The sequence below is a fragment of the Corynebacterium sp. HMSC056F09 genome, from assembly GCF_001815785.1.
Lineage (GTDB): Bacteria > Actinomycetota > Actinomycetes > Mycobacteriales > Mycobacteriaceae > Corynebacterium > Corynebacterium hiratae.
Genome location: NZ_KV821943.1, coordinates 20831 through 41762 on the forward strand (window position 1 = coordinate 20831; position 20932 = coordinate 41762).

Here is a 20932-nt window from a genome sequence, read left to right on the forward strand (position 1 = left end):
CCTTAGTAAAGAAGGAGATTTTTCATGGAACCTCTCGTCGGCCTGATCATGGGATCCGATTCCGACTGGCCCACCGTCAAGCCCGCCGCCGAGGTGCTCGCCGAGTTCGGCGTGCCCTTTGAAGTGGGCGTCGTCAGCGCGCACCGCACCCCAGAAAAGATGTTGGCTTATGCCAAGTCTGCCCACGAGCGCGGGCTCAAAGCCATCATCGCTTGTGCCGGTGGTGCGGCCCACCTACCGGGCATGGTTGCCGCGGCCACGCCGCTTCCGGTGATTGGCATCCCGCGCGCGCTGAAGGATCTCGATGGTCTCGACTCACTGTTGTCCATCGTGCAGATGCCGGGCGGCGTTCCGGTGGCCACCGTATCCATCGGTGGTGCCAAGAACGCCGGCTTGCTCGCCGTGCGCATCCTCTCCGCGGGCGACCCAGCCCTCGTGGAGAAGATGGCGGCCTACCAGGAGAACATGGCCGCCGAGGTAGAGAAGAAGGACGAGAACCTGCGTTCCCAGCTCCTCGGCGAATAAAGCGGGAAGTCGACCGGGGAGATTGATCTTAAGAGCCGACTACGCACATACTCATGCTGACCAGTATGCACGCTAAGCTAGCGGGCATGCAGTTTCCGCTTCTGGTGTTGGGCGCGCGCGTGGAGGGCAGCGAGCCCGGCTCGCTGCTGCGCAGCCGCTTGGACCGCGCGGTGGTGATGGCTCGCATGCTGCCGGAGGAGCCGATCATCGTATCCGGTTACGGGGAAGCGGAGCCGATGGCGCGCTACCTCATCGAGCGGGGCGTTAATCCGGAGCGGATTCGCCTCGAACCACTCGCTACGAGCACCAACGAGAATCTTGAGCGCGCACATGCGCTGTGCCCGGACTATAGCTACTTCCGCGTTGTGACCAATGACTTCCACGTGCTGCGCACCCGCATGTGGGCCTGGCACCTAGGGATTCGGGTCCGCACGCATGGTGTTGGCACCCCGCGAAGAGACCGCCCGTGGAACTACCTGCGCGAGGTAGTGGCGACCCCGCATTCGCTGCTGCGCATCGTGTGGCGGCGGCTTGTGGCCTAGGCACCGAAGAACATGAGCACGATGGCGATGAGCCAAATGACAAACCAGTGGCGCTTCTGCGGCGTGGTCGGGTTGGCTTTCTGCTGCAGCGTCTTGATGAAGTACCACGCGCCGGGCAAAGCGAAGCCGAGGCCGAAGGCTACGTCGCCATCGGTAATCGCGGTGAAGCCGACCAAGAATGAGAACAGGCTGAGCAGGCCCTTGAAGACGGAAAAGCGGTGAACCTTGCCGCCCGTTGAGTGCTGCTCGAGGGAATAGTCCTGCAGCGGGGCCGGGGCGTATGCGTGCTCAGACTCGGCAAAAGGCTCAGCAAAAGGATCCGCGAAAGGCGTCACAGGCGGAGTCGCAGAAGGCGCCGCATACGCCTCACGCGCGGGCTCCGCGAAGGGGTTCGCTCCACGGCCGCTGAAAGGCTTGGCCGGCTCCTCAAAAGGATTGGAGTCAAAGGGATTGCTCATGCGATTTACACTAGGCCACGCATGCGCCGAACCCCGAATTAGAGCTTGGCCAGCGCCTTCGTGATGCCCTCTTTCAGCGTCGCCCGCGATTGCTTCATCGGGTGCGCAATCGCGCGCAGGCCCATGTATGCAATCTGGTCTGCAGCCCGGTTCAGCGGGTCACCGGCATGCCCCAGCACGCGGCGGATGGTCACCTCGCAGACTCCCTCCACGTCATGCCACGCCTGCTGGAAGCGCGAACGCGAGCCCGAGGACAGCCCGCGCCACACGCCCCGCGAGCGCATCGCCTTCGAGCCCTTCTTCCGAATCTGCTCCACCGCTTCCAACGCGGCGACGGAGTCCGACTCGATGATCGCCTTGGTTGCGCCGACCTTGAGCAGGTATTTCAGTGCCAAGGTGAGGGATTCGAGTTCAAGCTCATCGGTGCTGGCCGTCGTCTTGCGCGTGCGCAACCGGTAGTCGCCATTGCTGGCCACGAAACACATGGAGCCTTTGAATACCGTGTCCGAGGAGGCATCCGTGGCGATGCGCACGGTAGCGCCCTCCGGCCAGGAGGAAGCCGTCGAGAAGTTCGGCCACCAGTGCGCTTTCGGCGTTTCTACCTTTACGACCTGCTTCTTGCGCGGCGCCTCGCCCTCCTTCTTCGCGCGGCGCGCGGTGATGCCGGCCTGCTTGCGCCGCACGGAGCTGGCGCTTTTCGACGCCCTATTCTCCTCCGCAAAACTCCCCGTCACGGTATAGCCGCGCTTTTCCAGCGCAGCCCGCAGCGCTGCCTGCCGCCGGCCGGTGACGATCCACTTGCGGCCCCGGAGCCCCTTGGTGGCCTTTTCGAATTCGCGGACGGCCACCTCAACGATGTCGCCCTTTTTAATCTGGCCCTTGCGCACAAAGCGCGTCTTCGTGGTGTTGACGGCAATGACCCAGCCGTCGATTGTCCCGTCCTCCGCAGAATCCCAGCGCTCGTCCCACAGTGCAATGGCCACGTGCACAGGTGCTGAGATCATGTGTTTAGTGATCTTGCGCGTGCCGTAGGTGCGCGACTGCGTGCCCGTCAGGGCGGAGAGCTCGAGAGGTTCCATCCCCTTTAGTAAACCATTTGATCAGTCCGCTGTAACGCTTGGGCGTCTGGTGCAACATACTCAGTGAGCCCGATAGAAATCTGGAGTTAATTAGTGTCTGTCCTTACCTTGCCTGGTTCGCGCAAGCGGGAGTTCTCCCGCCTGTTCCGCGAGCATTATCCAGCGGTGCTGGCCTACCTGCGCCGCCGCGTCCCACCGAGCCATGCCGAAGAGCTGGCGGCCGACGTTTTCGAGCGGGCGTGGGCCGGCTTCGACTCGTTGCGCGGCACGCCGCTGCCGTGGCTGTATGGCATCGCCCGCAACGTGATGCGCGAGTTCTACCGCACCCGCCGGGAAACGGAGAACCTCGATGATCACGAGCTGGAGTCCTACGCCGGCTATGACGCTGTCGATGCCAACCTTGACATCACGCGCGCGCTGATGCAGCTCTCGCACGCCGAGCGCGAAATTCTCACTCTCCATGCCTGGGAGGGGCTCGACCATCCCGATATCGCCGAGGTCCTCGGCATTTCCCGCAACAACGTGCGTGTTCGCCTGCACCGCGCACGCACCCACCTTTCCGAACTCACAGGAGAAACCGATGTCTAACTCTCTCGACAAACTCCGCGCCGCCAACCCCGTTCCCGACACCGCGCTTGACGACGCCTCCCTCACCCGCTCCGAAGACACCCTCGCAAAGATCACGAAGGGCCGCCCCACGTTGACCATTGCGGCGGCGTCCGTCGCGGTGCTCGCGCTCATCGGCGGTGCCTTCCCGCTGCTCAATCACTCGGAGCCCGTGGCCTCGGCTGCGGAGATCCTGACCCAGGCCGGCGAAGCTGCAGCCACTCAGCCCGATGCCGTGGATAAGGGGGTGACCGCGAAGGAATACATGAAGCGCGTCGATACGCTTGGCGATGCCACGGCGATCACCGAATATGCGGTGGATGCCGGCGGTGCCGTGGAGGTGTCCTCGCAGGGCGAGGTGCCGGGCTTCGATCCGCAGCCGTCCATTAATCCGGAGGACCTCGTCGTGGCGACCGACCGCGCCGGGCTGGAGAAGCTGGCGGATTCCGCCCCGAATCGCGCGCTAGGCGCGTTGGAGCTGCTGCTCCAGCCGGGACTGAGTAGCGAGCAGCAGAAGATTGCCTATGACATGTTGGCAGACGCGGAGGGCAATGAGGTCGGCACCGTTGAGGGCGAGGGCGAGGACCAGCTGGTCACCGTGATTCGCGATTCCGACCGCGTCTCCTTCTCCGTCCTGCCCGCCACCGGCCAGTTGGTGCGCGTGGTTGGACTCGTAGGCCCAGACGTGGAAACCACCATCGATGCCACGGCCATTTTGGACTGTGTCTCCGTCACGGGCCTGGAGGGCCCGGACCGCATCTCGCTGGCCTGTGCGGATAATAACTACTTGGTCAACCAGCTTGAATGGCAGCACTGGGGCGCGGATGCCGCGGAGGCAGACGGCGTGGCCATCGAGAATAACTGTGACCCCAACTGCGCGGAGGGCGAGTTTAGCGAGGACCGAGTGAAGGTGGTCGTCGACAAGCGCGTGGCCTGCGGCTACCACGCCGAGGTCTACTCCCGCGTGCGCGTGCAGTACCCGGATGGGCGTGAGGAAGAGCAGCAGATTGGTTGTGCGCCCTAGGTAAGCTGGCGCAGGGCGAACTGGCCGTACATGTCACCTAAAGCCTCGGCGGTGTAATCACCGTCGGGGCTGAACCATTGGGCCACGCCGATGCCCATATCGATGAGCGCCCAGCAGGCGATTTTGAGGTTCTCCGCGTGAAAGTCTCCCTCGTTGACCACGGCCATCCACCGCGCGACATAATCGCGGCGCAGTTGCAGGACGACGGACTTGTGGGGTTCTTCGAGGTTGGTGAGCTCGTTGTTGACCACGCGGACGCGCCGGGCGTGGGTGGCGTGGTAGATGACGTGGGCTTTCATGGTGGCGACGAGTTTGTCGCGGGGATCGCTCAGCCCGGCGAGGCAGGCGGCGTTGGCGCGCAGGAGGTCCTCCATGGCGGTGATGGTGACTTCGGCGAGAAGCTCTTGTTTGGAGGAGTAGTGGTTGTACAGGCTGGAGGCGCGCATGCCGACGGCTTTGGCGATGTCCTCCATGCCGGTGGCGTGGTAGCCGCGCTGGTCAAAGAGGTCGAGTGCGGCGGCGGCGATTTGGTCGCGGCGTCTCTGGTTGGCCATGGTGGGCGTCCTCCTCAATGAGCTAATGGTGGTTAGTGTACCTGCGATGCGGGCTGCGGGGGACGGTGGGGTACTGGATTGTCTGGTGGCTGTGCGTGCGTGGTCGTGCTGCATTGCGTGTGGTCGGGCCGCGTTATGTGCGGGGCAATCGCATTATGTGTGGAGCACTTGACAGCCCGGGGAGAGTCAGGTCACAATTGGGGCTAATCGCCATTCGTATTGCCTGTTTGTTGGAGAATTTACTATGTCCCACAACCTTTTCGAGCCCACCACTGATTTCTTGGGTGTTTTTGACGACCTCTCTGCATCAGATGCTGCTGGGTGGAAGCGTGCGGCGCAGTTTCGCGAGTACTCCGCCCCGGTGATCAACCAGCACTGGCAGGCTGCGGAGTACCCGCTGGACTTGGTTCAGCGCTTGGGCGACTTGGACGTGATGACGGATGGTTTGGCGGTGGAAGGCCACGAGCAGATGTCGACGCTTGGTGCTGGCTTGGCACTCATGGAGGTCACGCGTGCGGATGCCTCGATGGGCACGGTGATTGCGGTGCAGGCTGGGCTGGCCATGCGCTCAATTTCGATGCTGGGCTCTCCGGAACAGCAGGCTGAGTACCTGCCGCAGATGGCTTCGTGTTCGCTGCTCGGCGCTTTCGGGCTGACGGAGCCAGCTCACGGTTCGGACTCGATTGCTTTGGAGACGACCGCGGTGCGCGATGGCGATGAGTGGGTGCTCAACGGTGAGAAGAAGTGGATTGGTAATGGCGCTTCCGGCGGCATCACGATCATCTATGCGCGCATGGAGGATGGCAATGTTGGCGGTTTCATCGTGCCGCAGGAGGCTCCTGGTTATTCGGCTTCCGTTATTGAGGGCAAGCTTTCTCTTCGCGCTATCCACCAGGCGCACATCACGTTGACTGATTGCCGAATCCCCGCCGCCAACCAGCTACCGGGCTGCCGCAGCTTCAAGGATGTGTCTCGCGTGCTGACTGCTACACGCATTGGTGTGTCCTGGATGGCGCTGGGGTCGGCGGTGGCCTGCTATGAGATTGCCCGCTCCTATGTGCTCGAGCGCGTGCAGTTTGGCCGTGAGCTGGCGAAGGCGCAGATCATTCAGCAACGCTTGGCCAACATGGTGCTCGATTTGAGCCAAATGATGCTGACCTGCCGTGAGGTTTCTTTGCGCGAGACCGCAGGGACCTTGGCTCCGGAGCAAGCCTCGGCGGCGAAGCTCCACAACACGCGGGCCGCGCGCCGCATCGCCGCCGATGCCCGCGACATGCTCGGCGGGGTGGGCATCCTGCTGGAAAACGACATCGCGCGCCACTTCGCTGACATCGAGGCCATGCACACCTACGAGGGCACCGATACCGTGCAGTCCCTCATTATGGGCAAGAAGATTACGGGCTTCTCGGCCTACAAGTAGCGATTCGAAGTGGCCCCTATTTCACCGTGCCCATCTTTTCCCCACTATCGCGGCCCCTCTAGGTTCGAGTCCTGGTGGGGAGGCCTCTGTTGGAACCGCCGTGAGCGGTCGAAGATGGTTCTGCTCAGAAGGCATTAGTGAGAAGGTTTGTTTGGGGGCAAACGAACCTTCTTTTTGCTGTTAGAAGGTTTACTTGGGTGCAAACGAGCCTTTTGACTAGAGACTTCTGAGTGAAGCCTTGTGGGGGGAACCTTGTGGATTACTTTGTTGAAGGATCAGCCAATTATGTCGCTGGGGCGAAGTTATCCACAGGCGGGGAATCGACCGTAGCTTTTGAGGGCTGGAAGCCATGATGATGGAGACATGATTGACGATTCACACCTCATTTACCTACGACCCCTTCCGAACGACCATCCCGTGTGGAAACAGCTTGCTTCAGGTGAACTTATTCGCCTCACCTCGCGTTACGCAATAAACAGCGAGTACTATTCAACTCTTCCTTACTACCAACGCCATCTCTTTGACATCGTTGCCTTCGGGCGTAGCGCTCATCGTTCAGTTCTCGTGGAAAGATCTGCGGCCAAACTGTTGGGCTTGTGGATGCTGCCGTCTCGGAACGCTCAGGTTGTTCTAGCACGGCAATCCAAAACAGTCCCACCGAGGCGGCAATGGGATAGCAAAGTGATGTACCGGAAGATGTGGCTGCCAGCCTCAGATATTATTGAGCGCTTCGGGCTTCGGTGCACGTCGGTTGCACGCACCTGCATCGACGTCGCACGGCTTGCGACGTTTGAGGAAGGGCTGATGGCTGTCGACTCCACTTTGCGCAAACGACTCGTTAGCATTGACGAATTACGGTCAATGATCACGGCAATGGGCCGTGTAAAAGGTGCTGCTCAGGCTAGGAGAGTGATTACGCATGCCACAGCCCTCGCCGAATCTCCCTATGAGTCCTATGCGCGCGGCATGTTGATTGTGGAAGGCCTGGGAAAGAAACTCGTGGTTCAGCCAGAGCTTCAGGGTGGGTATCGGCCGGACTTGCTTATCAACGGCAAAATCATCATGGAAATAGACGGCGCTGTGAAGTACGACGGAGCGACCTACGGAAAGTCTACCGAAGCGGTGATACGGGCTGAGCGGCAAAGAGAGAAATACCTTCAGAATCTCGGATACATCGTGTTGCGTTACTCACCACGGGATCTTCTCCAGAACCGAGAACAAGTTCTCAATGAGGTGCGCGGTGCGTTAAACACAGTGCAACCTCGTTCAGCCTAGCGAGCCTCCTTGGCAGCACGAGAACGTTGCCAGAGGGTTTCAGTCAGAAGGCATTAGTGAGAAGGTTTGTTTGGGGGCAAACGAACCGTTTGTAAACACCTAGATGGTTTACTTGGGGGCAAGTAAACCATGTGACTAATGCCTTTTGAGTGGAACCATGTGCAAGGCTAAAAGTTGTAAAGAGGATGCCCAGCTCAAACTTGCAAGTGACTAGCATAAACTTGCGTGACAATTGCCGCTCCAAGTCGCAATGAACAAGGAGAAACCCCGCTCCGAAAGGGAACGGGGTTGGGAAGTGGAAGCGGCCGAGGCTAGTTGTTGAGGGGCTTGCGGGTCGCGGCCATGTGCTTGGCGCGCTCCACGTTGGCCGGCAGGAGGACCAGCGGCACGTCGAACTCCACTTCGCGCTCGCAGAACTCGGTGAAGCTCAGTGAAACCGGGTCCGAGCTGGATTCAGGAGCAGGGGCGTCAGTTGAGGAGGCAGCGGAGGTGGAGCTAGGAGCGGTGTACATCTCGGCGAGCTTGGACACGATGACGTGGTCGTTCTCGGTGGTGCCGTCGATGGGCCACTCCCGGTCCAAGGCGGGGGAGCCGGAGTACATCTCGATAGAAGCGTCCGCGGGCGGGGTGTAGGAGGCAGCCAGGTCGGCAGCTTCGCACAAAGCGCGGGCGAGGACGTGGTCGAAGGACATGAGCACGACGTCATCCGAGGACAAGAAGCCAGCCTTCTGGGCTTCGAAAGCAGAGGAGAAGTTGCGTGCCGAGGCAATGAAGTCGAAGGCCTTCTGGTGATAGTCCTCGACACCGGCCGCCTTGAGGCGTTCCAGCGAGGAGATAGTGCCCGTCCAGCCTGGGTAGAGACCCACGGTGCGCTCCGGGAAACCGAGGCGCGTATCGGCGTGCGCCACGATGCGGTCGCAGGCCAGCGCAGTTTCAAAGCCGCCGCCCAAGGCCACGCCACGCACAGCTGCCACCACGGGGACCGGAGCGAACTTGAGTGCACGCAGGGTCTTTGAGCCATCCGCAATCAAAGATTCGACGCGCGAAGCAGAACCCGATTCGCCCGCAGCCGCAATAGAAGCCAGGTCCGCACCCGCGCAGAAGACCGGCTTGTCGTTGCTGATGACAAGCGCGACGAGATTCTCTGAGGACACAGCGTCGAGAGCAGCGCGAATAACTGAAAGGGCAGGGGTAGGCAAAGAGTTCATCGGCGTATGCAGGTCGATGATGCCGATGCGCCCAGCAGACGTGGACACCGCGTGAACCGCGCCCGCGTCCAGAGACACGATGGTCTCCTTCTCAAGAGAAGCCAAGGTCACCACACCCTCGCGCGGCGCGAGCTCCTGGCGCGAACCAGTCGAGGAGAGCACCGAGCCCTCGCCATAAAAGCCACCCGCCTGAGCAGCGGCCGAGACCAATGCAGGAACATCGGAGCCGTAGGCGGAGGCGACCCAGTCGATGCCGATGGCGTCGGCAAGTGCGAAGATGCCCTTCTTCCAGCCGAAACCAAGAGTAAGGCCCTCGTCGATGAGGCCCACGTGGTCCGCAATGTCAGGTGCGACCTCGCAGCAGTAGGCCAGCGTATCGAGGAAGACCGCGCGGGCGAAGCGGCCGCCGGGGGAGTCGGTGTCCATGACCTCGCGGGGGTCCTTCAGGCCCACGACCGGATCAGACAACGTCGAGCGGGGTACGTACTCGTAGGACTCAGAAATGACCTCGTTTCGGCCGCGGTAGAAGCCGCCCTCACCAGTGCGGCCGGTCAGCCCCCGAGAAACGAGCCCTGCGATGAAGGGATCATCACCGAGGGGGACGTCGAGAAGCGGATCGCCTGCCGGCAGGGCCGTCTCCAACGACGTCCAAATAGGCTTGACCAGCTGCAATCCGATGTAATCGAGCAGCCCGAAAATGCCGGTACGGGGAATGCCGAAGGCGCGGCCGAAGGAAGCGTCGGCAAGCTCGTAGCTCACGTCGAACTCGCGGGCACGGGCCACGCCGGCGGCCATCCAGTAGCAGCCCACGCGGTTGGCAATAAAGCCCGGGGTGTCGCGGCACTCGAGCGCAATCTTGCCCAGGGTTTGCTCGATGGTGGTGCGCAGTGCAGCCTCCGTCGGGCCAGACGCGATGAGCTCCACCAGGCGCATGACTTTCGGCGGGTTGAAGAAGTGCGTGATGGCGAACTTATCGCGGCGGGTCTCCGGCACGCCTTCGAGCAGGGAGGCCAGCGGCAGGGTTGAGGTATTCGAACTCAACAGAGCGTCCGCAGACAAATAAGGCTCAATGGCCTGATAGAGCGAATGCTTGGCGCCCAGGTCTTCGAAGATGGCCTCGATGACCCACTCGCGGTCCTTCAGCAGGGCGTAGTCATCGCTGGCGCGAACGCGCTCGGCAAATTCCGGCAGGTGGAAGCCCTTGCGCTTGAGCTGGATCTCGACACCTCTCTGGGCACCCTCCGCGTTCTGGTCCAGCAGCACGACGTCCATGCCTGCGGAGGCGCAGAGCGCGGCGATGCCAGAACCCATAGACCCTGCGCCGATGACGGCTACCTTGGTGATGCTCATTTACTTCGCTCCATTCTCAATAATCAAGGCGATTCCTTGACCGCCGCCGATGCACATGGTGACCAGGCCATAGCGCTTACCCTGACGGCGCAGCGCATAAGCCAGCTTGGTCAGCAGGATGATGCCCGTGGCGCCAACCGGGTGGCCGTGCGCGACGGCACCGCCATAGATATTCGTCTTCGCCGGGTCAAAGCCCAGCTGGTCCTGCACGGCGATGGCCTGGGCAGCGAAGGCCTCGTTGGATTCGATGAGGTCGATATCGTCTAGGCTCAGTCCGGCCTTCTCTAAAGCCTTCGGCACCGCGGCGACCGGGCCAATACCCATGCGCGTCGGGTCCACACCCGCGATGGACCAGGACACAATCTTCGCCAGCGGGTCCAGGCCACGCTTGGTCACTTCCTCCGCGGTGGCCAGCACGGCGGCCGCGGCACCATCGTTGATGCCGGAGGCGTTGCCGGCGGTGACGGTGCCGTCCTTAACAAAGACCGGCTTGAGCTTTGCCAGCTTTTCGACGTCCGTCTCCCGCACCCCCTCATCAAAGTCCAGCTCGCCGACGGGGACGATTTCCTCGGCGTGCACGCCTTCCGTGCGAGCCTTCACGGCGCGCTCCTGGGACTCGGCGGCGAACTCGTCCTGGCGCTCGCGGGAGATGGCGTTATCCGCGGCGACGTTTTCCGCGGTCACGCCCATGTGGCCGGTGCCGAAGGGGCAGGAGAGTGCGCCGGTGAGCCAGTCGTAGAGTTTGCCGTCGCCCATGCGCTTGCCAAAGCGTGCGCCTTCGACGGAGTAGGGCGCGTTGCTCATGGATTCCGCGCCGACGGCCAGCGCTAGGGAGCCGTCGCCAGTCTGCAGGAGCTGTGCCGCGCTGATGACGGCCTGGACGCCGGAGCCGCAGAGGCGGTTGACGCCCATGGCGGTGGAGGAGTCCGGCATTCCGACATTCTTGGCAATGGCACGTGAGAGGTAGAGGTCCTTCGGCACAACGGGCATGACGTTGGAGGCCACGGCAGTGTCGAGGTCTGTGCTTGCAAGGCCCGAACGGTCAATCGCCGCTTCGGCCGCAAGGGAGCCAAGTTCGGTCAGGGAAAGTCGCGCGAGGCTGCCGCCGAATTTGCCGATAGGCAGGCGTGCAGCTCCGGCGATGTAAATGTCCTGGGGCATGGGTTCCTCCGTTGATGAATACGAATGACGATTAGTTAACTTAGTATCCTAGGTCACCTTTTGGAGGCGCGCAACGGTGTGCGGTCAGGGTGTGGGGGTGGCTGCACCTTTGGCGTGGGTGTAACGTGCGCCACCCCCGCGCTGTTTACAGATTGTTGAACAACCCCTATGCTTTCACCAACGTTTAATGCGACCTTCGTCACGAAAGGTGCCCAACAATGAGCTTGGAACCCACCAACCCCTCCGCTTCCCAGGAAGCCGCCCAGAACGCGCCGCAAGAAGCGCAGGCCCCCAAGGGCATCGGCGCCATGGCCGGCGCCATGTTCCTCATGGCCACCTCCGCCATCGGCCCGGGCTTTTTGACCCAAACCTCCGTCTTCACCGTGCAGATGGGCGCGGCCTTTGCCTTCGCCATTGCGCTGTCGATCATCGTCGACATCGCCATCCAGCTCAACGTGTGGCGCGTGCTTGCTATCTCCGGCATGCGTGCCAACGAGCTGGGTAATACCGTTCTGCCTGGCCTTGGATGGTTCCTCGCGGTCCTAGTCTTCATCGGTGGCATGGTCTTTAATATCGGCAACATCGCCGGCTCTGGCTTGGGTCTTAACGCCCTGCTCGGCATCGATGCCCGCATCGGCGGCCTCATCGCTTCCGCCATCGCCATCTTCATCTTCCTGTCCAAGCGCGCAGGCATAGCATTGGACCGCATCGTCGCCGCGCTCGGCGCCATCATGATTCTGCTCATGCTCTACGTGGCGATTGTCTCCCAGCCGCCGGTAGGGGAGGCCCTGAAGAACACCGTCATGCCGGAGAGCGTCGATTTCTTCGTCATCACCACCCTCATCGGCGGTACGGTGGGCGGCTACATCACCTTCGCCGGTGCACACCGCCTCATCGACTCCGGCCTCTCGGGCCCGGAGAACGTCAACGCGATTACCAAGACCTCCGTTCTCGGCATCATCATCACCGGCATTATGCGCGTGCTGCTCTTCCTCGCGGTCCTCGGCGTTGTGTCTACTGGTGTTGCGCTCTCTGAGGACAACACGGCCGCCGATGCCTTCCGCCACGCCGCCGGCGAGTTCGGCCTCCGCGCCTTCGGCGTCGTCCTCTTCGCCGCAGGTCTGTCCTCCGTTATCGGTGCCTCCTACACCTCCATCACCTTCGTGACCACCCAGAAGGTCAGCCCGCGCACCCGCAACTTCCTGACCGTCGGGTTCATCGTGGTCTGCGCCATCCTCTACGGCATTCTCAACTCTGCGCCGCAGAAACTCCTCATCTTCGCGGGCGCCTTCAACGGCATCATCCTGCCTATCGCCTTCGCCATGATCATGTGGGTCGCGTTCAAGCGCCACGACCTCACCCACGGTGTCAAGCAGCCGATGTGGCTCCTCATCGCTGGCGTGCTAGCGCTCGTGCTGGAAATCTTCATCGGCATCAAATCCATCTCCGGAATCGTTAACCTATGGGCATGATGCAGACTCCGTCAGAGGTGCGCGCCTTTGCTCGCACGCACGACATGATCACCACTGCCGGCCACGCCCGCGGCTTCATGCAGGCCAACCTCATCGCGCTGCCGAGCAAGTACGCTTTCGACTTCCTCCTCTTCGCTCAGCGCAATCCCAAGCCGTGCCCCATCGTCGGCGTGCTGGAGGCGGGGCAGTACACCTCTGAGCTCATCCCGGGCGGCGACATCCGCACCGATATCCCCGCCTACAACATCTATGAGGACGGCCAACTCACGCATACGCTTGACGACGCTTCCCCGTTCTACTCCGACGACATCGTCTCCTTCCTCATCGGTTGTTCCTTCACCTTTGAGAATGCGCTCGTGGAAAACGGCATTTCCATCGCTCACATTGACCAGGGGCGCAATGTACCGATGTATCGCACCACGATTCCCTGCGCGCCGGCCGGCGTCTTTTCGGGGCCCATGGTGGTCTCCATGCGCCCGATTCCTGCGAGCCAGGTTTCCGATGCCGTCCGCATCACCTCCCGCTACCCGGGCGTCCATGGCGCCCCGGTTCACGTGGGTGACCCAGCGGCCATCGGCATCGAGGACTTGTCGCAGCCCGATTTCGGCGAAGCCGTCGACATTCCCGAGGGCACCATCCCGGTCTTTTGGGCGTGCGGCGTGACCCCGCAGGCTATCGTGATGAACTCGCGGCCCAGCCTGGCCATTACGCATGCCCCGGGCAAGATGCTCGTCACCGACATTCCGGACCGCGACTTCCTTATCCCTTAAATTCTGTGCGGTGGTGCTACCACCCCCAAGCTCTCAGTGCTCCGATACAAGGTTCTACTCAGATGGTTCTGGTCAGAAGGTTTGTTTGGGGGCAAACAAACCTTCTTTGCGTGCATAGATGGTTCACTTGGGGGTAAACGAACCTTTTGACATGAACCATCTCACTCGAACCATGTGGGCTGGATTTCTTCGCGCAGGTGGAACCGGCTAACAGGAGCGGAGGCCTTGCCAGGGGACTCGGAAACTAAAGGAAACTAAAGGACCCGGAGAATCGATTCCATCGCGCGCATCAGGTCTGCGCGGCAGGCATCGGCGGCGGCCTCGCGCTCACCTTGTGCAATGAGGTGGGCCAAGTCGATGTTGGCTTGCACGTGGTTATCGTGAATCTGCGGATACCGTTCCAGTGTCAACAAGAAGGTCAAGCGCATGCGCGCCAGGAGGTGCGACATGGAGCGATCCAGCGTCGGCGAGCCCAAGCCGGCGACCAGCTGTTTGTGGAAGCGCTGGTTGATGAGGGGGCGGGGAGCGTCGTTAAGCACTGCGGATTCGGTCAGTTGTACCAGCTCGCCTGGGTCCTCGAAAGTGGCATAGCGCGCCGCGGCCGGCTCGATGGCTGCGCGCGCCAGATAAAGATCGCGCACGAAATTGGCATCCGGGGTGGCAATGAACACGCCCCTGTGCGGGATGCGCTCCACGATGCGCTCGGAAGCGAGCATGGCGAAGGACTCCCGCAGCGTGTTGCGGGAGCACTCGAAGCGCTCGGCCGCGCGGACCTCGCTGAGCTGCTGCCCAGGCATGTACTCGCCTTCGGAGATGGCGGCGCGAAGCGCGGAGGCGACGGAATCTGCAAGCATGCGACTTACAGTAGCCCGCCGCTTAAGAAATCGTGGCGATCACCGCGCCCGGTTCCAGCCTCGAGCCTTCCTTTGCCACACGGCTTAGCTTGCCCGCGGACGGGGCCTTGACCGCGGATTCCATCTTCATTGCCTCGATCGTGGCGATGGCCTGGCCTTCTTCGACGGTCTCGCCGTCTTCTACGTTCCATGCCACGAGGTTGGCCTCGTAAGGGCAGGTCACTTCGTTGCCGCTGGCGCTGGCACCGGACGCCGCGCTTGCCGACGCCCCCTTCGCCGGCCCCTGCGACAACATATCGGTGGGGAAGCCCACGCTGACCAGCTTGCCGTCGATTTCCAGTGCCACGCGGGTGCGCTGCGCGTAGATGGCCTCGACGGGGACCGTTGTGCTCGTGGCCTCCGCGGAGGGGCGGTAGTTGTGGTCGAGCCAGTCGGTGTAGATGCCGGCCGCGGCATCGGCGTCGCCATGGTCCACGAGGACCTGGGAGGAGACCATATCGCGGTGGAAGGGCAGCACGGTGCGAACACCTTCGATATCGAATTCCTGAAGGGCCTGCTGCGCGCGTTTCAGCGCGATCTCGCGGGTTGGGCCCCAGACCAGGAGCTTGGCCACGAGCGAGTCATAGTAGGGCGGCACGATGGATCCGGAGCGCACACCCGAATCGACGCGGATGCCAGGACCGGTCGGCGGCTCAAAGCGCACGATGGTGCCGGGGCAGGGAGCGAAGCCGTTGAGGATGTCCTCGGCGTTGATGCGGAACTCGAAGGCGTGGCCATCGGACACAGGGTCCGATGCGTCTGAAGTTTGCGCTTCAGACGAGGAAGAGGAATCAGACGGGGAATCGGACGCGAAGGAGAGGGGTTCGCCGGAGGCGATGCGGAATTGCTCCGCAATGATGTCCACGCCCGTGACCATCTCAGTCACTGGGTGCTCCACCTGCACGCGGGTATTGACCTCGAGGAAGGAGATCGTGCCATCCTCGGAGACGATGTACTCGACGGTGCCTGCACCGGTGTAGCCCACCTTCGCGCAGATGGCGCGGGCACCCTCGTGGATGCCGGTGCGCTGCTCGTCGGAAAGCGCGGGCGCCGGGGCTTCCTCGATGAGTTTTTGGAAGCGGCGCTGCGTGGAGCAATCGCGGGTGCCCAGCACGGCGACGTTGCCGTGCGTATCGGCCAGAATCTGCGCCTCCACGTGGCGCGGGTGGGTCAGGAACTTCTCCACGTAGCATTCCGCGCGGCCGAAAGCCTCCTTGGCCTCGCGGCCGGCGGAGTTGAAGGCCGCCTCGATGTCCTCGAGGTTTTCCACCACCTTGAGACCACGTCCGCCGCCGCCGTAGGCAGCCTTAATAGCGATGGGCAGGCCGTGCTCCTCAGCGAAGGCGCGGGCTTCCTGCCAGTCATCGATGGGATCGGAGGTACCTGGTGCCAGCGGGGCACCGACCTCCTCGGCCACGCGGCGCGCGGCAATCTTGTCACCGAGCAGCTCGATGGACTCCGGCGAGGGACCAATCCACGTCAGTCCGGCCTCGGCCACGGTGCGGGCAAAGTCGGCGTTCTCCGAGAGGAAGCCGTAACCGGGGTGGATGGCGTCAGCGCCGGCGCGCACGGCGATGTCGAGGAGCGCCGGGATGTTCATGTAGGTATCCGCCGCGGAGTTGCCGGGAAGCGCATAAGCTTCGTCAGCCACCTGGGTGTGCAGGGCGCCGGCATCGGCTTCGGAATAAATGGCGATGGAGCGGATGCCCAGGTCACGCGCGGTGCGGGCAATACGGACGGCGATCTCGCCGCGGTTAGCAATAAGGACTGCAGAGATCATGGGTGGGTGTTCCTTTACTAGTGTTTAAGCGAGTTCAAAGCGGACCGTCGCCCCCGGCGGGAGCTGTGCGGCGATATCAATATCTTCTTCAAGGACGGTAGCGATGACCGGGTAGCCACCGGTTACTGCGTGATCGCGGAGGAAAATCACGGGCTCGCCGCTCGGCGGTACCTGGACCGATCCGGCGACCATGCCCTCCGAGGGCAGCTCGCCCTCGCGGGCGCGACCCAAAGACACGGATCCCTCCGGGCCTACTAGGCGCACGCCCACGCGGTTGGACTGCGCGGTCACGGTCCACTCGGTGGCCAGGAACGCCTCCAGACTTTCGGGCGTAAACCAGTCATCGCGCGGGCCGAGCACGCAGCGCAGCACACCCTCGGTCTGGCCGTGCGCGCCTTCGAGAACGCGCATCGGGTTGCTCAGCTGCGCATCCGTCATTGCGGTGGAGCGGGGGAGGACACCAATGACATCGCCCAGCCGCACCGGGGCAGGCCCCAGTCCGGAGAGCACGTCGGTGGAGGCTGAGCCCAGCTCCGCATCCGCCACGATGCCGCCGCGGATGGCGATGTAGCTGCGCAGGCCCACCGTTGCGGGATCCACGGTTACCGTCGAACCAGCGGTGACGAGCACTGGGCGCGCGAGGTGTACCGGCATATCGTCGAGAAGCACGCGGGATTGGGCGCCGGTGACGCACACGACGGCGTCGGTCAGCGCGCGCAAGCGAATGCCGCCGATATTCTCCAGCACGGTGGCGCCGCGTGGGTTGCCCACCGCGACGTTGGCCGTGGCTGCCGCAGCCAAGTCCGCAGCACCCGAGGGCGTGACGCCCAGGTTGCCGCGGCCAGGGCGGCCCTGATCCTGGAAGAGGGTGAGCAGGCCCGCATCGAGGACCTCCAAGCGCGGCAAGCGCGCCGGGGTGCGGCGGCCAAAAGGCGTGGTAGACACCACCTCCGGCAGCGAGCTCACCGCGCGGTAGCGTACGCGGTCACCGGGCTGGACCAGTGCCGGCGGGTGGGCATCAGATTCCCACATCGGAGTCGAAGTGGTGCCCAACAGCTGCCAGCCGCCGGGGGAGACGCGCGGGTAGACCGCGGAGAAACCGCCAGCAATACCCACGGCACCCGCCGGCACCGCGGTGCGCGGGGTAGCACGGCGCTCGATGTTAAAGTTTTGCGCCGGGTCAGCCGGGGTGCAATACGTAAAGCCGGGCGCGAAGCCGCCAAAGGCCGCGAGCCACTCGGTGGACGTGTGCCAGTCAATGAGGCCTTCGCGCGACATGCCCATCAACTCGGCGGCCTCATCGAGGTCCTCGCCGTCATACAGGACGTCGATCTCTACAAAGCGCGGATCCTCGCCCGCCTGCGCGGTGGGGTGGAAATCCTGCAGCTTCTCGGCGGCAGCGGCGGCAGAGTTCGGGGTGGCAAAGGTCAACAACAAGGTCGTGGCGGCGGCAATCGCATCGACTTGGTCCTTGAGCGGATTGGCGTCGAGGGCCGCGTGCCACGCCATGACCTGGGATAATTCCTCCAGCTCCACGAGCAGCGCGCGCGTTCCTACGGGGTGAATCTGCATCAGATGGCGCTCCGAATCTCGATTCCGCGCTCCTGCAGCTCGGCGACCACACCGCGCAGCAGTTGCACCGCGCCGGGCGAATCACCGTGCGTGCACACCGACTGGGCATCCACGTTGAGCACGGAGCCGTCGATGGCGGTGATGGATCCGGTTTCGGCGACTTCGAGCACGCGCTTGACGACGTCCCCCTCATCACCCATCACCGCATTCGCTTCGCGCCGAGAGACGAGCGTGCCATCGGGGTTGTAGTTGCGGTCGGCGAAGGCCTCGCGGATGACGGTGAGTCCCTTCTTCTCGGCGATGTCGACGGCGACGCCGCCTGGCAGCAGCATAACGGGCAGATCGCCGAAGGCTTTGATGCCGTCGATAACCGCATGGGCCTGAGCCTCGTGGTGGACGATGGTGTTGTACATCGCGCCGTGCGGCTTGACATAGGCCACGCGGGTTCCGTTGGCCTGGGCTAAGGCTTGGAGGGCACCGATTTGGTAGGTGACTTCGTCGGCAAGCTCGGCAGGATCGTAATCGATGAAGCGGCGCCCGAAGGCTGCTGGGTCGTTATAGCCCACGTGCGCGCCGACGGTGACGCCTGCTTCTGCGGCCGCCTTGAGGGTGCCCGCGATGGAGTGCGGATCGCCGGCGTGGAAGCCGGTGGCGACGTTGGCGGAGGAGACGAGCTGGAGCATCGCAGCGTCATCGGCCACGGGGTTGCCGGCGGTGGTTTCGCCGAGGTCAGCGTTGAGGTCTATGTGCAGCGTGCTCATGACAGGAGGACACCTCTTCTATAGTTCTCGAATTGTTGAACAATCTATGGGTGCCTAGTGTAGTCCGCATCACGTCAGTTTGTGAAGTGTGTCCCGCAACTGCGTTGTGGGGGTAAGTGAAAGCGCCCCCGTGCCACAGGTTCTGTGGCGCGGAGGCGCTGGTATTAGGTGCCTGTGCAACAGGCGTTAAAGACTTAGAGCTTCAGGGCGTTCTTGACGAACGGGAAGGCAGCTGCGATGACGGCGAGAACGCCGGCAACGATAGCAGCGATGCCGAGCGGGGTCGGCTTGTTGTCCTCGGAAGAGAGCTCATCCTTAACGGAGCTCTTCTTGTCCTTATTCTTGTCCTTGTCCTGCTCGTTCTTGTCCTTGTCCTTGTCTTCGTCCTCGACAGGTGCAGGATCCTGGCGCTCGCCGTCGACGATATCGAAGTCGACCTTGCCCGGGCCGCCCTGGGAAGCGCCCCAATCGCCGAGGTCGATCGATTCGGAGTCGCACACTGCTGCGCCTTCCTTGGCCATTTGGAAGACATCGAAGCGGCTCAACGTGAGCTCTGCATTGTCGGTGGCCTGCCAGGCGAACTCGCTCACCTTCTTGAAGGTGTGCTCCTTGCCGTCGACGGTGGCAGTGAACTCAGCCTTCGGGGAACCGCAGTCGATAGTGGTGGCAGCTTCCTCAGCAGAGGCGACGGTGGTGCCAGCGAATACGAGAGAGCCAGTCAGGGTTGCGGCGAGCAGGCCGCGGGAGAAGTTATTCATGTTGTCTCCAATAGAGATGAAATAGAAGTGAAAAATAGTGAATCGGAAAGGTTTAAGAACCAATCAGATAACCGGTATCGGCTGAGGCAAGAGTGTAGTTTGCTCGTGCGGTGGATGTCGCAGTGTTGAATATAAATTTGACTATTTTTAATCTGACCCTTAGCTAACGGGTGTTTTCCGGACATTGAAAACACCCCCATCACTTGAATGAAGTGATTGGGGGTGACTAGTCAACGCCGAAGAAATGGCGTTTTAGTGCTTCAGGTTAGAACGGAAGCTTGATGCCCAGTGCGCGTGCAGCATTCGGGACGATTGCAGCCAGTGCGCCAAGGACGCCAATGACGATTGCTGCGATGCCCAGGTCGGTCGGCTTGCCGTCCTTGGAGGACAGTGCGTCCTTGATGCCATCAAAGGAGCTCTTGTCCTTGTTTTTATCCTTGTCGCCCTCCGACTCGTCATCGTCGCCGTTTTCGGAGTCTTCGTCGTCGCCGCCCTCAGACTCGTCGTCGTTGTCGGCGTCATCGTCACCGCCCTCGGACTCGTCGTCGTCGCCGTTGTCAGCGTCGTCATCGCCGGTGTTGTCGTCGGACTCGTCGTCGCCGTTTTCGGAATCTTCATCGTCGCCGCCGGTCTCGTCGTCGCCGTTGTCAGCGTCATCGTCGCCGCCGGTGTTGCCGTCGGTCTCGTCGTCGATATCGATAGGTTCGGAGTCGCATACGTCTTCGCCATCCCTAGCCAGATTGAAAATATCGGCGCGGGTTAGCTCGACCTCTTCATCGTCGGTGGCCTGCCACAGGAATTCGCTGACTTTCTTAAAAGTGTGCTCCTTGCCGTCGACGGTGGCAGTGAACTCAGCCTTCGGGGCACCGCAGGAGATGGAGGTTTCTTCGGCGCTGGCGGCGGTGGCCCCAGCGAATGCGAGTGAACTGGTCAGGGTTGCGGCAAGCAGGCCGCGAGAGAAGTTAGACATAAGAACTCCGAGAATAGGTAGTAGGTGAAAGGGTGATGGAAAGTGGAATGAATCATTCCGTTAACCGGGATCGGTTGGGTTCGGAGTGTAACCCAGATCCCACGCGTGCGGCTGATGTAAGACGAAAAACCTTCGATTTTCGGGAGTACTCCCCATGAACACACAAAGGCACCCCCAATCCACGCGATGGTGGTGGGGGTGCCTGTGTGCTTAACGACGTCCCTTAGGACGTTCAAGCTTCAGTGATTAGAACGGAAGCTTGATGTTCAGGGCCTGAGCAGCGGCCGGAACGGCAGCAGCGATTGCGCCAAGGACGCCGAGAACGATGGCAGCGATGCCCAGATCGGTCGGCTTGCCTTCCTCGGAAGACAGCTTGGCCTTAATGTCGTCGAAGGAGCTCTTCTCCTTGTTCTCGCCCGGCTTCTTGCCCTCGCCCGGCTTCTTGCCCTCGTCCGGCTTCTTGCCGTCGTCCGGCTTGTTACCTTCGCCAGCGTTGTCGCCGTTCTCGCCCTCGGTCTCGTCAGTGTTGTCGCCGTTCTCGCCTTCGGTCTCACCAGTGTTGTCGCCGGCCTCGGTGATGGCGTTGATGGCATCGTTGACGGTTACGTCAGTGTTCTCCTCCGCGTTGGCGGCGGTGGCGCCAGCCAGTGCGAGGGAGCTCGCCAGAGCGGCAGCGGTGAGGTTGCGGGAAATGCGCTTCATATTATTTCTCCTGGGAATAGATCGGGGACATCTTATGAAAGTGAAAGGCCGT

20 protein-coding genes are annotated in these 20932 nt (G+C 62.2%); 8 read left to right on the plus strand and 12 right to left on the minus strand.

The features are described from left to right. Positions 1-24: 24 nt before the first annotated feature. A complete protein-coding gene (gene purE / locus HMPREF3056_RS07900) occupies positions 25-525 on the plus strand; it encodes a 5-(carboxyamino)imidazole ribonucleotide mutase (RefSeq protein ID WP_046647007.1) in 501 nt (166 codons plus the stop codon). Between the two features lie 86 nt (positions 526-611). Continuing rightward, positions 612-1067, plus strand: a complete 456-nt coding sequence (locus HMPREF3056_RS07905) for a YdcF family protein (RefSeq protein WP_070545378.1) — start codon at positions 612-614, stop codon at positions 1065-1067. On the opposite strand, the gene HMPREF3056_RS07910 is transcribed toward HMPREF3056_RS07905, so the two are convergent. Together HMPREF3056_RS07910 and HMPREF3056_RS07915 are read right to left on the minus strand one after the other, a co-directional pair. Next, positions 1064-1525, minus strand: a complete 462-nt coding sequence (locus HMPREF3056_RS07910) for a hypothetical protein (protein WP_049156335.1) — start codon at positions 1523-1525, stop codon at positions 1064-1066. The genes HMPREF3056_RS07905 and HMPREF3056_RS07910 overlap by 4 nt on opposite strands. A gap of 38 nt (positions 1526-1563) precedes the next feature. Further along, positions 1564-2604: a ribonuclease HI gene (locus tag HMPREF3056_RS07915; RefSeq protein WP_070754497.1), complete on the minus strand. Its 1041-nt coding sequence runs from the start codon at positions 2602-2604 to the stop codon at positions 1564-1566. Positions 2605-2697: 93 nt separating this feature from the next. Between HMPREF3056_RS07915 and HMPREF3056_RS07920 the strand changes: the two genes are divergently transcribed. Together HMPREF3056_RS07920 and HMPREF3056_RS07925 are read left to right on the plus strand one after the other, a co-directional pair. After that, a complete protein-coding gene (locus HMPREF3056_RS07920) occupies positions 2698-3192 on the plus strand; it encodes an RNA polymerase sigma factor (protein ID WP_046647003.1) in 495 nt (164 codons plus the stop codon). Next, positions 3185-4234, plus strand: coding sequence for a hypothetical protein (locus tag HMPREF3056_RS07925; RefSeq protein WP_070754498.1), 1050 nt, complete (start codon positions 3185-3187; stop codon positions 4232-4234). The genes HMPREF3056_RS07920 and HMPREF3056_RS07925 overlap by 8 nt, the downstream gene beginning before the upstream one ends. Here HMPREF3056_RS07925 and HMPREF3056_RS07930 read toward each other — a convergent pair. After that, positions 4231-4788, minus strand: coding sequence for a TetR/AcrR family transcriptional regulator (locus HMPREF3056_RS07930; RefSeq protein ID WP_046647001.1), 558 nt, complete (start codon positions 4786-4788; stop codon positions 4231-4233). The two genes, HMPREF3056_RS07925 and HMPREF3056_RS07930, sit on opposite strands and share 4 nt — an antisense overlap. A gap of 244 nt (positions 4789-5032) precedes the next feature. Here HMPREF3056_RS07930 and HMPREF3056_RS07935 point away from each other — a divergent pair, with 244 nt between their 5' ends. Both HMPREF3056_RS07935 and HMPREF3056_RS13065 read left to right on the plus strand, forming a co-directional pair. Then, positions 5033-6208, plus strand: coding sequence for an acyl-CoA dehydrogenase family protein (locus tag HMPREF3056_RS07935; RefSeq protein WP_070509510.1), 1176 nt, complete (start codon positions 5033-5035; stop codon positions 6206-6208). Between the two features lie 363 nt (positions 6209-6571). Beyond that, a complete protein-coding gene (locus tag HMPREF3056_RS13065; protein WP_083317797.1) occupies positions 6572-7483 on the plus strand; it encodes a DUF559 domain-containing protein in 912 nt (303 codons plus the stop codon). 311 nt (positions 7484-7794) lie between these two features. Here HMPREF3056_RS13065 and HMPREF3056_RS13905 read toward each other — a convergent pair whose 3' ends face one another. Continuing rightward, the gene (locus HMPREF3056_RS13905) at positions 7795-10041 is read right to left on the minus strand and encodes a 3-hydroxyacyl-CoA dehydrogenase/enoyl-CoA hydratase family protein (RefSeq protein ID WP_070754499.1); all 2247 of its coding nucleotides are present in this window, start codon (positions 10039-10041) and stop codon (positions 7795-7797) included. Then, complete coding sequence (locus tag HMPREF3056_RS07950) at positions 10042-11202, minus strand: acetyl-CoA C-acyltransferase (RefSeq protein WP_070754500.1); 1161 nt, start codon at positions 11200-11202, stop codon at positions 10042-10044. A gap of 218 nt (positions 11203-11420) precedes the next feature. Here HMPREF3056_RS07950 and HMPREF3056_RS07955 point away from each other — a divergent pair, with 218 nt between their 5' ends. Both HMPREF3056_RS07955 and HMPREF3056_RS07960 read left to right on the plus strand, forming a co-directional pair. Beyond that, positions 11421-12674 carry an NRAMP family divalent metal transporter gene (locus HMPREF3056_RS07955; protein WP_070754501.1) on the plus strand — a complete coding sequence of 418 codons (1254 nt, stop codon included), beginning with the start codon at positions 11421-11423 and terminating at the stop codon, positions 12672-12674. Further along, positions 12665-13444 (plus strand): putative hydro-lyase, encoded by a 780-nt coding sequence (locus HMPREF3056_RS07960; RefSeq protein WP_246822487.1) that lies wholly within the window; start codon positions 12665-12667, stop codon positions 13442-13444. Before HMPREF3056_RS07955 ends, HMPREF3056_RS07960 begins: the two co-directional genes overlap by 10 nt. Before the next feature lie 254 nt (positions 13445-13698). Here the strand turns inward: HMPREF3056_RS07960 and HMPREF3056_RS07965 are convergent, their stop codons facing one another. The 7 genes from HMPREF3056_RS07965 to HMPREF3056_RS07995 all read right to left on the minus strand — a co-directional run bounded on the left by HMPREF3056_RS07965 (position 13699) and on the right by HMPREF3056_RS07995 (position 20880). Next, positions 13699-14298, minus strand: coding sequence for a GntR family transcriptional regulator (locus HMPREF3056_RS07965; RefSeq protein WP_070754502.1), 600 nt, complete (start codon positions 14296-14298; stop codon positions 13699-13701). A 22-nt stretch (positions 14299-14320) separates the two neighbouring features. After that, positions 14321-16117: an acetyl/propionyl/methylcrotonyl-CoA carboxylase subunit alpha gene (locus HMPREF3056_RS07970; protein ID WP_070754503.1), complete on the minus strand. Its 1797-nt coding sequence runs from the start codon at positions 16115-16117 to the stop codon at positions 14321-14323. Between the two features lie 24 nt (positions 16118-16141). Further along, the gene (locus tag HMPREF3056_RS07975) at positions 16142-17689 is read right to left on the minus strand and encodes a 5-oxoprolinase subunit B/C family protein (protein ID WP_070754504.1); all 1548 of its coding nucleotides are present in this window, start codon (positions 17687-17689) and stop codon (positions 16142-16144) included. Next, positions 17689-18450 (minus strand): LamB/YcsF family protein, encoded by a 762-nt coding sequence (locus HMPREF3056_RS07980; protein WP_070754505.1) that lies wholly within the window; start codon positions 18448-18450, stop codon positions 17689-17691. The genes HMPREF3056_RS07975 and HMPREF3056_RS07980 overlap by 1 nt, the downstream gene beginning before the upstream one ends. Positions 18451-18644: 194 nt before the next feature. Beyond that, entirely contained in the window at positions 18645-19208 is a 564-nt protein-coding gene (locus HMPREF3056_RS07985; RefSeq protein ID WP_070754506.1) for a prolipoprotein diacylglyceryl transferase, read from the minus strand. 265 nt (positions 19209-19473) lie between these two features. After that, a complete protein-coding gene (locus HMPREF3056_RS13760) occupies positions 19474-20178 on the minus strand; it encodes a hypothetical protein (protein ID WP_070754507.1) in 705 nt (234 codons plus the stop codon). A 246-nt stretch (positions 20179-20424) separates the two neighbouring features. Then, on the minus strand, positions 20425-20880 hold the full coding sequence (locus HMPREF3056_RS07995) for a hypothetical protein (RefSeq protein WP_070754508.1): 456 nt from the start codon (positions 20878-20880) through the stop codon (positions 20425-20427). Positions 20881-20932: the final 52 nt, after the last annotated feature.

What these genes read in the sequence shown, in the direction of transcription:
- HMPREF3056_RS07980 (WP_070754505.1), bottom strand. Translation starts at nt 18,450, where the DNA reads ATGAGCACGCTGCACATAGACCTCAACGCTGACCTCGGCGAAACCACC.
- HMPREF3056_RS07905 (WP_070545378.1), top strand. Translation starts at nt 612, where the DNA reads ATGCAGTTTCCGCTTCTGGTGTTGGGCGCGCGCGTGGAGGGCAGCGAG.
- HMPREF3056_RS07950 (WP_070754500.1), bottom strand. Translation starts at nt 11,202, where the DNA reads ATGCCCCAGGACATTTACATCGCCGGAGCTGCACGCCTGCCTATCGGC.
- HMPREF3056_RS07915 (WP_070754497.1), bottom strand. Translation starts at nt 2,604, where the DNA reads ATGGAACCTCTCGAGCTCTCCGCCCTGACGGGCACGCAGTCGCGCACC.
- HMPREF3056_RS13905 (WP_070754499.1), bottom strand. Translation starts at nt 10,041, where the DNA reads ATGAGCATCACCAAGGTAGCCGTCATCGGCGCAGGGTCTATGGGTTCT.
- HMPREF3056_RS07960 (WP_246822487.1), top strand. Translation starts at nt 12,665, where the DNA reads ATGGGCATGATGCAGACTCCGTCAGAGGTGCGCGCCTTTGCTCGCACG.
- HMPREF3056_RS07925 (WP_070754498.1), top strand. Translation starts at nt 3,185, where the DNA reads ATGTCTAACTCTCTCGACAAACTCCGCGCCGCCAACCCCGTTCCCGAC.
- HMPREF3056_RS07955 (WP_070754501.1), top strand. Translation starts at nt 11,421, where the DNA reads ATGAGCTTGGAACCCACCAACCCCTCCGCTTCCCAGGAAGCCGCCCAG.
- purE (WP_046647007.1), top strand. Translation starts at nt 25, where the DNA reads ATGGAACCTCTCGTCGGCCTGATCATGGGATCCGATTCCGACTGGCCC.
- HMPREF3056_RS07910 (WP_049156335.1), bottom strand. Translation starts at nt 1,525, where the DNA reads ATGAGCAATCCCTTTGACTCCAATCCTTTTGAGGAGCCGGCCAAGCCT.
- HMPREF3056_RS13760 (WP_070754507.1), bottom strand. Translation starts at nt 20,178, where the DNA reads ATGTCTAACTTCTCTCGCGGCCTGCTTGCCGCAACCCTGACCAGTTCA.
- HMPREF3056_RS07935 (WP_070509510.1), top strand. Translation starts at nt 5,033, where the DNA reads ATGTCCCACAACCTTTTCGAGCCCACCACTGATTTCTTGGGTGTTTTT.
- HMPREF3056_RS13065 (WP_083317797.1), top strand. Translation starts at nt 6,572, where the DNA reads ATGATTGACGATTCACACCTCATTTACCTACGACCCCTTCCGAACGAC.
- HMPREF3056_RS07985 (WP_070754506.1), bottom strand. Translation starts at nt 19,208, where the DNA reads ATGAATAACTTCTCCCGCGGCCTGCTCGCCGCAACCCTGACTGGCTCT.
- HMPREF3056_RS07970 (WP_070754503.1), bottom strand. Translation starts at nt 16,117, where the DNA reads ATGATCTCTGCAGTCCTTATTGCTAACCGCGGCGAGATCGCCGTCCGT.
- HMPREF3056_RS07975 (WP_070754504.1), bottom strand. Translation starts at nt 17,689, where the DNA reads ATGCAGATTCACCCCGTAGGAACGCGCGCGCTGCTCGTGGAGCTGGAG.
- HMPREF3056_RS07965 (WP_070754502.1), bottom strand. Translation starts at nt 14,298, where the DNA reads ATGCTTGCAGATTCCGTCGCCTCCGCGCTTCGCGCCGCCATCTCCGAA.
- HMPREF3056_RS07995 (WP_070754508.1), bottom strand. Translation starts at nt 20,880, where the DNA reads ATGAAGCGCATTTCCCGCAACCTCACCGCTGCCGCTCTGGCGAGCTCC.
- HMPREF3056_RS07930 (WP_046647001.1), bottom strand. Translation starts at nt 4,788, where the DNA reads ATGGCCAACCAGAGACGCCGCGACCAAATCGCCGCCGCCGCACTCGAC.